Source organism: Streptomyces sp. NPDC001222, from assembly GCF_042896945.1.
In the GTDB taxonomy this organism is placed as follows: Bacteria; Actinomycetota; Actinomycetes; order Streptomycetales; family Streptomycetaceae; genus Streptomyces; species Streptomyces gibsoniae.
Genome location: NZ_JBIAXT010000072.1, coordinates 1 through 11193 on the forward strand (window position 1 = coordinate 1; position 11193 = coordinate 11193).

Sequence of the window (11193 nt, forward strand, 5' to 3'; positions counted from 1 at the left end):
AACGAGCTTCGCTACTCGGAGAGTTGCGCGATGGCCGCCCCATGACCAGGGGCTATGCGGAGATCGCTGCTACACCACTCGGCGGGACACCATCTTCAAGATCAGTTGTGAGGCTCGGCCTAGCCAGATGCTGTCGGCGTGCTGCACGCGGCGTTGATTACGCCGTAATCACCTGGAGCTGCACCTGACGCAGGCTGGCCCGCCAGTGCCCCAACTGGCAACGTTCGCCTCGTTGTGACGTGTCGTCCGGTTGCTGCACCCGGCGAGACCGGACGGTCAGAATGATCGCGTGGCTGAACGCGTGCGGGTCCGTGAGATCGATGACGACGAGGGGCGGCGACTGCTGCGGATCATCCGCCGGGGCAGCGGATCGGTGGTGACCTGGCGGCGGGCCCAGATGGTGCTGCTGTCCGCCGAGGGCATGCCCGTTGCGAAGATCGCCGCAGTGACGTTCACCAGCGCGGACGGAGTCCGCGACGTCCATAACTTCAACGCCGACGGCTCCGAATCGCTCTACCCGAAGTACAAGGGCGGGCGCCCGAAGACCTTCACGCTGCCCGAGCGCCGCGAGATCAAGAAGATCGCCAAGTCCAAGCCGGTCGAGCACGGCGTGCCGTTTTCGACCTGGAGCCTGGCCAAGCTGGCCGACTTTCTGGTCGCCGGGGGTGGTCGACGACATCAGCCACGAGGGCCTCCGGGTCCCGCTCCGCGAGGAGGGCGTCTCGTTTCAACGTGTGAAGACCTGGAAAACCTCCCGCGATCCCGACTATGCCGCCAAGAAGGCCCGCGTCGAGCACCTGTACGCGATCGCCGACGGCGAGGTCATACCTGAAGAAGACGAGCCCGAGATCGTGCTTTTGCCTGGACGAGTTCGGCCCGCTGAACCTCCAGCCGACCCGGGACGACAGTGGGCCGAGCGGGGAGGACGGCATAAGGACCCCGACCGGAAGCCGAGGCCCCGCAGGCGGGCGACCTACACCCGCCCGCATTGGGTCCGGCACCTGTTCGCCGCCTACGACCTGGCCAAGGACAAGCTCTACGGCCACATCAAGCCGAAGAAGAACCGGACGAAGTTCCTGGAGTTCTGCCGCTACCTGCGCAGCCTCTACCCGCCGACGATGCGTATCGCGATCGTGCTCGACAACTTCTCCCCGCACCTGACCACGAAGAAGGACGCTCGGGTCGGCGACTGGGCCGAGGCGAACAACGTCGAGCTCGCCTACACGCCGACCAACTCCTCCTGGTTGAACCGGATCGAGGCCCAGTTCACCGCCCCGCGCTACTTCGCGTTGGGCGGCACCGACCACGCCAGCCATAAGGAGCAGGGCAGCATGATCCGCCGCTACGTCATCTGCGGGAACAAGCACGCAGCAGACGAACGCCTCCGCGAGGTCGTGACCCGGGCGAACGTCGCATAGCGGCTGGTCACCCGCTCTCCCGCCTCAACTGGCTGAAGGCGCCCCCTGTTCCTTGCTCAGCAAGACTCCGCGCGGCCTGAAGCCAGCCGAAGAGTAGAAGCGGACGGCTCCCTTGTTCGGCGCGAAGATGCCGGCATAGATGATCGAGATACCGCGCTCCGCGGCGGCCTGCTCCGCCGCCATCAGCAAGGCCGACCCAACACCCTCGCCGCGATGCCCATCCAGGACGACGGTGTGGATGTCAGCAGCGCGGCAGGGAACCAGAATCTGATGGTCCGGGGGATCGGCCAGCAGGACCACCTCCACCATGCCCACCACCTCACCTACCACCTCGGCGACCAGGATCACCACCTTGGACTCGGCCGAAAGCACCTCCTCGAAGTGCCTGCGTACGGCCTCGGTCTCGGGCACGCGATAGACGGCCGGATCAAGTTGGACATGCCTTTCAGCATTCGCGAGACGCAGGCGGACAAGTGCGGGCACGTCGTCCCGCTCGGCAGCCCTGACCAAGATCGACATAAGTCAAGAGTTTCCACCCGGCCCACTCACACCACAAGGCGCACAGGCCAACTCAAGACAGGGCGAACGTTACCTGATGCGGCACTAGTCGAGAGCGCAGCCTCGCTCGCGCTGCTTCTGGGATCGACGGTCCTGGCGGGCGTCGGCCACGGGTTGGTGTTCCTCGGCGGACTCACCACGGTCAACAACACGGCTCCTGACAGCAGCCGCGCCGAGGTGCTCTCGAGCTTCTACGTCATCGTCTACACCGGCGTCGGACTGCCTGTCCTCGGCGTCGGCATCCTCGCCACCGCTATCAGCCTCACCACTGCTGTGAGCTGGTTCGCCGGAATCGTCGCTGCCCTGTGTCTGCTCGTGCTGATCGCGCTCAGCCGCACCAACCGCCACGCCCTCGCCGATCCCAGCAACTGACCGAGACCAACTGGCTCCGGCCAACATTCATCAGAGACGGCCCCGTGGACGAGGAATGGTCAAGGCTTATGGATCAGTCGAGGTGACCGGGTGACGGACGGCTCCGTCGACCGGCTTCTCCGGTTGCACTGCGCATGGGCGTGATGATCTCGTTGGCGAGCCATCGCGCGACCTGTGAGGGATAGGGGCTCCGCAGGCTCAGCACGACGTGCGTCACGCCTGCGGCGACGAGCTGTCTGATGGCCTTGCGGTCGGCGGCCGGGTCGTCGTAGGAGACGATGTACTGCACAGAGCGGGTGATCGTCCGTGGATCACGGCCGATGGCCGCGCAGTGGTCGTCCAGAACGGCACTGCGCTCGGTGATGTAGTCCAGTGTGTTGTGCGGCGGTCCGGGGATGTTCCAGATATCGGCGTGCTTGGCGACCAAGCGGAGCGTTCGGTTTCCCCAGCCGCCGATCAGCAGGGGCGGCCCTGGCTGCTGGACGGGTTTCGGCTCGTTGCGGTTGCCGGTCAGGGTGTAGTAGCGCCCGTGGAAGTCGAAGACGCCCCGTGTCCACATGCCGCGGAGGATGGCGATGGTCTCCTCCAGGCGGGCGATACCTTCGGCGGGCGGGACGAGCGTGAGGCCGTAGGCGGCGTACTCCGCGACGGCTGGATTCTCGCCGGCGATTCCGCCTGCGTCGGGTGGCTGCACGGTGCCGCCCACGCCGAGACCCATGATCAGGCGGCCCCCGGAGATCACGTCGACTGTTGTGGCGATTTTGCCGAGGACGGCGGGCGGCCGGATCCGATTGCTTGTCACAAGCAGACCCAGGCGCAGCCGCCGGGTTCTGGCGGCAAGGGCGCTCAGTAGCGTCCAACCTTCGAGGATCTGCCCGTCCTTCGGGCCGGCGATCGGCATGAGGTGGTCCCACAGCCAGGCGTCCGCGATTTCGGGCAGGTCGTCAGCTTCCTGCCACACGCGGAGGATGTCCTCGTAGGGAACCCGCATCGGGGTGGTCTTGATTCCAAACGTTACGGGGGAGAGGTGCTGGTCGGACACGGTTGCCACGCCCCTTCGAGTCGAAGTGCCACGGTTGGCGACACCACCGTCACCGTAGCGGATCGTCAGCACTGCTGACTATCAGCATCTGTGTACGCTGAGGTCATGACGCGCGACGCACCGCCCGAGGAGCTCCTGTCCACCCGACTCGGCTATCTGCTCAAGCACGCGTACCTGCGGCTGACCGAAGAGTCCTCGCGCGCCTTGGCGCCGCATGGGATCGATGGCCGCGAACTGGCGGTTCTCGCCGTGCTCGACGCGTATGACGAGCTGTCTCAACTGGAAGCGGCAGGCAAACTGGGCATCGACCGCACCACGATGGTGGCCCTTGTCGACGCCTTGGAGGGCAAGGAACTCGTCGAGCGGCGCCGCAGCCCCAAGGACCGACGCAAGAACATCGTTCAGCTGACGCCGGTCGGACGAGAGCGCCTGAAGGACGCCGAATTCGCCCGCCAGGAGATGGAACGCCGTTTCCTCGCTCCGCTCTCCAGCTCGGACGCCACGCGTTTGGTCCACGCCCTGCAGTCCCTCGTCGGCGCCCCGATGAGCGCCAGCCAGGCGCCTGACCCAGCATGACGGGACGGTGACGGTGGCCCACATCCGTAGACGTCCGGAATCAGCGAGACGGTTCTTTGGCCGTCTCGGATCAGGCTAACGTGGACCTTGGAGCGTTCGACGAGGCATCCGCGTTCGAAGCGGGCTCCGGCGCGGACGAGGGCGACGAGGTGGGGCGCATTCACGGCCCGCCACCGCTGCTGGGCCGACTCGACGAGCTTGAACACCATCGCCAGAGCGACGGTCCGCGAGCCAGCCCCCGGGTGACCTTGGTCCGCAGACGGACAGTGGCGAGTGCTCGGCCGGGAAGTCGAAGAACGTCAGCAGCTCCTCCTGGTCGTCGGGGATCTTCTTGACCGCCTTGGGAGACTTCGCGCCGTAGAGCTGGGCGAACGTCTTGATCGCCGCCTCGGCGTGGTCGCGGTCCTCCGCGTTGTAGATGTCCTGGATCGCCTGATCGCGAAGTTGGTTCAGGCCGACGAGGACACGGTCCGGGACGTGATCCACCGGTTCAACGAGATCGGTCTGGCCTGCTTGGACCCTCGGTGGGCGGGAGGCCGTCCCCGCCTTCTCAGTCCTGACGACGAGGACTTCGTCGTCCAGACGGCCACCACCCGACCGACCAAGCTCGGGCAGCCCTTCACCCGCTGGTCCATCCGCAAACTCGCCGCCTGCCTGCGCCACGTACACGGCCGTGTGATCCGGATCGACCGCGAGGCGTTACGGTGCCTGCTCGCCCGACGCGGCGTCATCTTCCAGCGCACCAAGACCTGGAAGGAATCCCCCGATCCCGAGCGCGACGCCAAGCTCGACCGGATCGAGTACGTGCTGGAGCACTTCCCGGACCGCGCGTTCGCGTTCGACGAGTTCGGCCCGCTCGGCGTCAGGCCCACTGCTGGGTCGTGCTGGGCCGAACAGGGTCGGCTCGAGCGGCATCCCGCGACCTATCACCGTACTCACGGGGTGCGTCTCTTTCGCGGTTGCTACTCGGTCGGCGACGACACGCTCTGGGGCGGCAACCGGCGCAAGAAGGGGGCCGCGAACACCCTGACTGCGCTGAGGTCAATCCGGGCGGCCCGCCCGGACAGTGCCCCGATCTACGTCATCCTGGACAATCTGTCCGCCCATAAGGGCGAGACCATCCGGCGCTGGGCAAAGAAGAACCGGGTCGAGCTGTGCTTCACCCCGACCTACCCGTCCTGGGCCAACCCCGATCGAGGCCTACTTCGGACCGCTGGGGCGGTTCACCATCGCTGCTCCAACCACCGCAACCACACCGCGCAGACCCGGGCCCTCCACGCCTACCTCCGCTGGCGCAACGCGAACGCCCGCCACCCCGACGTGCTGGCCGTCCGACGCCGCGAACGCGCCCGTATCCGCAGCGAGAATGGCATCCGCTGGTGCCGCGGAAGTCAGGCGGCCGCTGCCTGAACTGCCCGCCCTCCCCGACGGCCACGCACTACGGTGGGATACATGTCCGAGCCCTCCGTGCGGGATTTCTACGACGATTTGGCCCACGACTACCACCTGATGTTCCGGGACTGGGACGCAAGCATGGCCTACCAGGCCGAGGTACTGGGCGGGCTCATCCGCCAATCTCTCGGCGCGGGACCACACACCGTCCTGGACTGCTCGTGCGGGATCGGCACCCAGGCCATCGGGCTGGCCCTGGCCGGGCACCAGGTCGTCGGCAGCGACCTGAGCCCGGTCGCCGCCGCGCGCGCCGCCGCCGAAGCGGCGGCCCGGGGAAGCCGGCTTCCAGCCGCTGCGGCTGACATGCGCCGACTGCCTTTCAGGGAGACGTCATTCGACGTCGTCCTCTGCGCGGACAACTCGCTCACGCACCTACTCTCCGGGCAAGATCTCGGGACGGCACTCCTCGGCATGAGACGGGTACTCCGAGACGACGGACTGCTGGTGGTCACCGTCCGGTCCTATAACGAGACGCGCCAGACCAGACCCACGTCGACATCTCCCCAGGTCTCGCAAACACGAGACGGCCAAGCGATCACCTTCCAGCTGTGGCACTGGCACGAAGACGGCGAACACTACGACTTGGAGCACTTCCAGCTCATACCCGCAAAGAACACCTGGCAGGTCCGAGTCCGCCGGACCACCCACTGGGCGCTGACGCCCACGCAGCTGACAGAGTTCGTGACTGAGGCCGGCTTCACCGACATCACCTGGCACAGTCCGGCCTCCAGCGGGTACTACCAACCCGTGCTCACGGCACAGCGCGCTCCCTCGGCGCAGTAGCCCAGGCGTCGGCTCCGCCATGCCTAACGTTCATCCGTGGCAAACCGGTGAACGATGCCGGCCACAGCACTGGATCGGCGAGCGTGGCGGCGATCGATGTCCCGAACCAGGTCTCTCGGATGGTGATGCACGTGGCAGCGAGGTCGGCGAGCTCAGGGCCACCGACGTAGTTCGCCGACTAGCGGACACGCTGCTGGGCGGGTCCGCGACTCCCGCGCTGAGCCCGTCGGATTCCCGCACTGTCCGGCGTGTGGCCTGCTCCTGCCTCTACCTTGATGTGCGATAGGACGGGCAGCACCGCTGCAGGATTCCGGAGGTCTTGGTGACGTTCGAGCAAAGTGATCCGTCAGCGCCGAACCTCGGCCTGGAGCGCGCGGCTCAGTTCGGCGACTGCCAAGCGATGTTGCATTTGGCCTTCTTCGCCGAGCGCGATCCTGAGCGAGCAGAACAGTGGTTGCACGCGGCTGCTGCCACCGGTGACAGCAGTGCGATGTACGGGCTCGCCGAGCTTCTGTCTGCCCGGCAGTCCGATCAAGCTCAACACTGGTACCACCGGGCTGCGGACGCCGGACATCCTCCAGCCATGTATCTGATGAGCGCGATCAGTGACGACGCCCAGGAGCGTGAGAAGTGGCTACGCCACGCTGCTCAGAGCGGACACCTTCGCGCTGGGCTCGAGCTCGCCCGACCGCTGCTGAATCGAGGCCTGCACCAGGAGGCGGAATACTGGCTGCGCGCGGCAACCGATGCTGGCAAGACGCGGCGGACCGAACCACTCCGGTGGCGCGAAACCCGAGCCGACCTCCGTCTGCTACAGCAGGCATGCCTTGACCTCGCGGATCTGTTGGATGCCCAAGACCGTGTGGAGGAGGCGGGCGAGTGGCGGAACCGAGCGAAGCGCGCCGATCGGAGGGCGGGGTCGCACTCCAGGATGGGGGGTCTGGCGGACGCTATGGTCACGACCGCTGTGGTCACCACCGCTGTCGTCCCATTCGTACAGGCCCTCGTGTCCAAGGCAGCCGACGATGCTTATGGTCAGGCACGCGCTCTGATTCGGCGCATGATGCGGCGTACTCCCGCTCCCCCCGAGACCGCCCACACGTTGCTCATCGTGGACGACACCGACGCACAGATCACTTTGTGCTTGTGGTCCGATGTCACCGATGAGGCTTTGCGGGCCCTTGCCTCTCTCAACCTCGACGAGCTCACCGCTCAGCGGCCTGACCGCGGCCAGATCCGTTTGGTCTGGAATCCGGCCCAGGCAAGGTGGCGTATCCGCGGCGCCGAAACAGACCGGTGAGATGGTCTCCCACTGACACATCGACCAACAACATGGGTCGAGGAAGCGGCCCGGCAAAGCCCCCGCATTCCGTCACCCCACCGAACCGCATTTCGTCAATACCGCGCTCAAGGATCAGGTCGAAGAATTCCCCCTGATCCCGGGCGAAGGCCGCCCCGAGCACCTCGCCGGCAATGTCCTGGTCCAGCAAGAGAGCGCGGGGCACACATCAGCGCCGAGACTAGGAAGCTGCCCGCCGCAGGACCACCCCATGGTGTCGGCTAAAGAGATCGATGACCGTCGCTAGCCGATCACCGACCGCCGCTGCCGCATCGGCGCCCTCCCAGGCTGGTCAGCTCAGGCCCAACTTGGACGGAGCGGTGCACCAGTCGATGACGATCGTCTGCTGCGCGCCTGCGAGGGTGACCTTGCCAGAGCAAACGGCCGTGTGCAGCTTCATCTCCACCGGATCCTTCTTGTTGTTGATCCCGCCGCCCGGCCTGTGGCCCGGGTCAGCCGGCTCCACCCACAAGTTGCGGGCGTCGTTCGGATCGAGGAACGCGGCCGCGAGCGGCGGCGCCGCCCACCGAAGTGGACCGTCGAACTCGGCATCGGCGCCGGCCGCCTGCCCGTCCAGGTCCACGCAGGCGACTGCTACATGGCCGGCAAACGGCGCCGCCCCGTCGACCGGGAGGAAGCCCGCCGGCTGCTCGCCGCGGACGTGCCCGCCTGCAGTCACTGTCAGCCCGCCGCCCGTCTGCACATGGTCGACGGAGCCTGAAACGGGCTCAGCCCCGGCCGGAGGGGTGCACCGGGCGGGGCTGATCAGCAGATGCGGCCGTGAAGGGCGGTCGCCTCTCGGCGAAAGGCTCCACGAGGCTTCAGCCGAACGATCGTCCTCATGGGCAATAGGTGAGGCCCGGGGAGGCGCTGTTCAGGTCGTTCAGCATCGTTGCCCGTCGGCGCCGTAACAAGCGCCGCAGCGAGATCGTCAACGCCGTCACCCGCACTGCGCCGCGCGCCGCCGTCTACGGCCTCACCACCGTCGGCCTGATCGCCTTCGACATCGCCGTCTTACTGCTCGCCCTCGGTAACCTGTCCGCCGCGCTCGCTCTCTTCACCGCGGCCGGCGCCGCCTGGGGACTGGCCCGCGTCCTTGTTCTCCGCCGCTGACACCTTCCGCCCCATACCCCCGCTCCCGTGTCCGGGCCCAATCGCCGAGGGCACGGGGGGACTGCTGTGGTGCCCCTACAGGGAGATGTCGAACTGCTCAACATCGGTGAACTCCACGCCCAGGCCGTGCGCGCGACTGTTGTTGGCGCGGAAGTACATCTGCGCGAGGCCCTCGGCCGCGATCTGCTCGAACTGCTGCTTGATGGCGTCCCGCTCCCGGTCGGACGGCGTAGACCTGGTGGAGCATCTGGATCGTGTTGCGCTTACGTCCAGCTCGGTGACGGCCCGTGGGGGTCCCCGTACGGCACTGGTCGGCCGGTGAAGGCATCCAGGAGGAGGCGGTCACCGAGCGGCTTCGACAGCTCGACCTTCACGCTCTGTTCGGTCATGCTGGCGGGGCAGGGGCCGTCCTTTTCCCCCGCGACGGAGGCGTACAGTACTACGCTCTCGCTCGTCTCCAGCGCCTTGACGACGGGTCCGTCGTCGCAAGATCCGCGAGTGGCTTTCACCGTTATGGAGCGACCATCTGCCGATGTCCCGGCCAGCCGGGCGACGCTCCTGAGGCCGTCGGCAGCCCCTTGCCGAGCTTGCCCGATCGGCGGCTTGGGAAGCTTTGAGGGGGTGACGGCGATCCGCTTGAGCGGGGTGTCGTAGCTCTCCAGTGTGAACAGCCATGCGGGTACGGTCGCGGTGCCGCGGTTCGTCACGATCGTCGTTGTGCCGAGCCGAGCCCCAGTCACGGTCAGCTGGGGTCCGTCACTGCGGTTGAGGGCGAACGACTGGTACGCCTTCTTTGCCCCGATCAGTGGGCGGGTGAGAGTCTTCCCGTTCCGCCAGTCCACCGTCCCGAGCACGGGGGCAGTGCTGGGCAGATCGCCACTCAGGACGAAGTTCTTTGTCTCGTAGGCCCTCTCGTCCGCCCTGCTGCGCCAGCCGGATGCCGGCTTCTGCACCGCGTCGGCCATCGGGTAGTAGCCCTGCATCCAAGCAGTGGCGGCCGCAGAGGCCCGCCAGGAATCGGCTACTTGACGGGCGCGCTCCTCCTGTATACGCAGCGACTGATCGTTCGCATGACCCTCGCCGGCGCGTTGATCATTGCCGCAACCACCAAGGAAGCCAATGCTCAGGAGCGATACCAGCAGCAGGCTGAAAGAGCGCTTCACGTGCGTATGCATGGAGTCCTCTCGGCGGTCGACGACGGATTGGCTACTCAAAACTATGGTGCGGAGATACATCAGCGCTGGGCGCTGATCCCACTCCACACCTTCGACGTGCAGGGGGGCGTCCGGGTTCACTCACAGCCCTTCTCGCCGCCTGCTGCATCTGCGTTCGTGCCGCAGGTGGCGAGAGATGGTCTGTGGCCGAAGGGCTGTCCCGCAACTCGGGGCGACGCTTGCCGGTGTCCAATTCGAACCGACTGGGTGGTTTGCTGCCGAACCGGACCAGGGCCGGATAAGTCGATCCGGCGGCGGTGACCCGCTGGCCTCTCCGTCGAGCTACGGAACAACTCTTAGTAGACCTTCAGGCCTTCCCAGGAGAGCACCTTGTATACCGGCTCGTAAAAGCTGGAGCGGTCTGCCTGGCCGTCGGAATCCCCGCAGGGCTGGTCGGCATAGCTGCCGCCCGACAGGATGCCCAGAGCCGTCTCATCGCTGATGAGGGGCCCGCCGCTGTCACCATGCACCGAACAGTTGCTCGCCTCGATCATCTGGCGGAGCGTGGTGCCGTCGGTATAGGTCACCGTCGCGTCCGTCGCCAGCACCATGCCCACCAGGTCCTGGCTCACGGTCCCCACGCACTTCACCTTCTCTCCCTCAAACGCAGAGGCGGAACGCGAGATCTGCCCTTCAGAGCCGTCTTTATACTGAATCGTCCCATTGGGTGTGACGTCGCTGTTGGTGTATTCCACCACCCCGTAGTCGGACTGATCCGTGTCGTTCCCGTAGACCCAGTTGATGGCTCGTCCGAGCGGAATGTCCCCGCTCCTGCGGTGCCAGGTGACGGCGCCACCCCCCATGCAGTGGCCGGCGGTGAGCATGTACTTCTTGCCGCTCGCGTTCTGCACGTTGAACCCGGCGGTGCAGGTGGTGATCCAGTTCGTCCCGCCGGAGGTGTATTCCGATGTTATGCCCAGGCCGCCGCGCATAGCGTAGGCGGTCGATTCGATCTTGCCAGAGCGTTCGGTTATTTTGACCGCGTCTCCGTACCCGGAAACGGCCTTCTCAATTCGAGACCTGTCGGCGTCGGAGACCCCGTCGTAGATCTGTACGTTGACCCGGTTGCTGATCTGGTCGATGCTCCAGGCAGTGTCGCGTATCCCTGCCAGCTGATCCAGTCGCGCCTTGGCGGAGCCGAGCTCGGCCGTGCTGTGTGGGACGACCTCCGCTACCGCCCCAGCACTTCGCACGGTTTCTGCCGCGGCCTGATCGGTGACGGCGACAACAATGGGTGACGCCGAGGGATTCGGCGAGCTTCTCGACGCGGCGGGTGGACACACCAAGGAGGTAGGCGGTGGCGACCACCGAGATGAGGGCCTGCTC

10 protein-coding genes and 4 pseudogenes are annotated in these 11193 nt (G+C 66.4%); 8 read left to right on the forward strand and 6 right to left on the reverse strand.

Going from position 1 to position 11193, the window contains the following annotated elements; genetic code table 11:
* Nucleotides 1-289 precede the first annotated feature (289 nt).
* Nucleotides 290-1418, forward strand: a pseudogene (locus tag ACFY2Z_RS41150) (IS630 family transposase).
* Between the two features lie 24 nt (nt 1419-1442).
* Here the strand turns inward: ACFY2Z_RS41150 and ACFY2Z_RS41155 are convergent.
* Nucleotides 1443-1937, reverse strand: coding sequence for a GNAT family N-acetyltransferase (locus tag ACFY2Z_RS41155; RefSeq protein WP_390749118.1), 495 nt, complete (start codon nt 1935-1937; stop codon nt 1443-1445).
* Nucleotides 1938-2093: 156 nt separating this feature from the next.
* Here ACFY2Z_RS41155 and ACFY2Z_RS41160 point away from each other — a divergent pair, with 156 nt between their 5' ends.
* A complete protein-coding gene (locus tag ACFY2Z_RS41160; protein ID WP_390749119.1) occupies nt 2094-2348 on the forward strand; it encodes a hypothetical protein in 255 nt (84 codons plus the stop codon).
* Between the two features lie 73 nt (nt 2349-2421).
* On the opposite strand, the gene ACFY2Z_RS41165 is transcribed toward ACFY2Z_RS41160, so the two are convergent.
* Nucleotides 2422-3339 (reverse strand): LLM class flavin-dependent oxidoreductase, encoded by a 918-nt coding sequence (locus ACFY2Z_RS41165; protein ID WP_390749126.1) that lies wholly within the window; start codon nt 3337-3339, stop codon nt 2422-2424.
* A gap of 156 nt (nt 3340-3495) precedes the next feature.
* Between ACFY2Z_RS41165 and ACFY2Z_RS41170 the strand changes: the two genes are divergently transcribed.
* Nucleotides 3496-3966 (forward strand): MarR family winged helix-turn-helix transcriptional regulator, encoded by a 471-nt coding sequence (locus ACFY2Z_RS41170; RefSeq protein ID WP_390749120.1) that lies wholly within the window; start codon nt 3496-3498, stop codon nt 3964-3966.
* Between the two features lie 92 nt (nt 3967-4058).
* On the opposite strand, the pseudogene ACFY2Z_RS41175 reads toward ACFY2Z_RS41170, so the two are convergent.
* Nucleotides 4059-4398 (reverse strand): annotated as a pseudogene (locus ACFY2Z_RS41175) (transposase); the annotation flags it as partial.
* On the opposite strand from ACFY2Z_RS41175, the pseudogene ACFY2Z_RS41180 reads away from it, so the two are divergent.
* From ACFY2Z_RS41180 to ACFY2Z_RS41200, 5 genes and pseudogenes are all read left to right on the forward strand, one after another.
* A pseudogene (locus ACFY2Z_RS41180) lies at nt 4360-5376 on the forward strand (IS630 family transposase). The pseudogenes ACFY2Z_RS41175 and ACFY2Z_RS41180 overlap by 39 nt on opposite strands.
* Before the next feature lie 42 nt (nt 5377-5418).
* Nucleotides 5419-6201 (forward strand): class I SAM-dependent methyltransferase, encoded by a 783-nt coding sequence (locus ACFY2Z_RS41185; protein ID WP_390749121.1) that lies wholly within the window; start codon nt 5419-5421, stop codon nt 6199-6201.
* Between the two features lie 322 nt (nt 6202-6523).
* Nucleotides 6524-7501: a tetratricopeptide repeat protein gene (locus tag ACFY2Z_RS41190; protein ID WP_390749122.1), complete on the forward strand. Its 978-nt coding sequence runs from the start codon at nt 6524-6526 to the stop codon at nt 7499-7501.
* A gap of 481 nt (nt 7502-7982) precedes the next feature.
* On the forward strand, nt 7983-8261 hold the full coding sequence (locus tag ACFY2Z_RS41195; protein WP_390749127.1) for a DUF6233 domain-containing protein: 279 nt from the start codon (nt 7983-7985) through the stop codon (nt 8259-8261).
* Between the two features lie 131 nt (nt 8262-8392).
* The gene (locus tag ACFY2Z_RS41200; RefSeq protein WP_390749123.1) at nt 8393-8653 is read left to right on the forward strand and encodes a hypothetical protein; all 261 of its coding nucleotides are present in this window, start codon (nt 8393-8395) and stop codon (nt 8651-8653) included.
* 263 nt (nt 8654-8916) lie between these two features.
* Here the strand turns inward: ACFY2Z_RS41200 and ACFY2Z_RS41205 are convergent, their stop codons facing one another.
* From ACFY2Z_RS41205 to ACFY2Z_RS41215, 3 genes and pseudogenes are all read right to left on the reverse strand, one after another.
* The gene (locus ACFY2Z_RS41205) at nt 8917-9948 is read right to left on the reverse strand and encodes a hypothetical protein (RefSeq protein ID WP_390749124.1); all 1032 of its coding nucleotides are present in this window, start codon (nt 9946-9948) and stop codon (nt 8917-8919) included.
* Between the two features lie 215 nt (nt 9949-10163).
* The gene (locus ACFY2Z_RS41210; protein WP_390749125.1) at nt 10164-11060 is read right to left on the reverse strand and encodes a S1 family peptidase; all 897 of its coding nucleotides are present in this window, start codon (nt 11058-11060) and stop codon (nt 10164-10166) included.
* 40 nt (nt 11061-11100) lie between these two features.
* Nucleotides 11101-11193: pseudogene (locus ACFY2Z_RS41215) on the reverse strand (transposase); the annotation flags it as partial.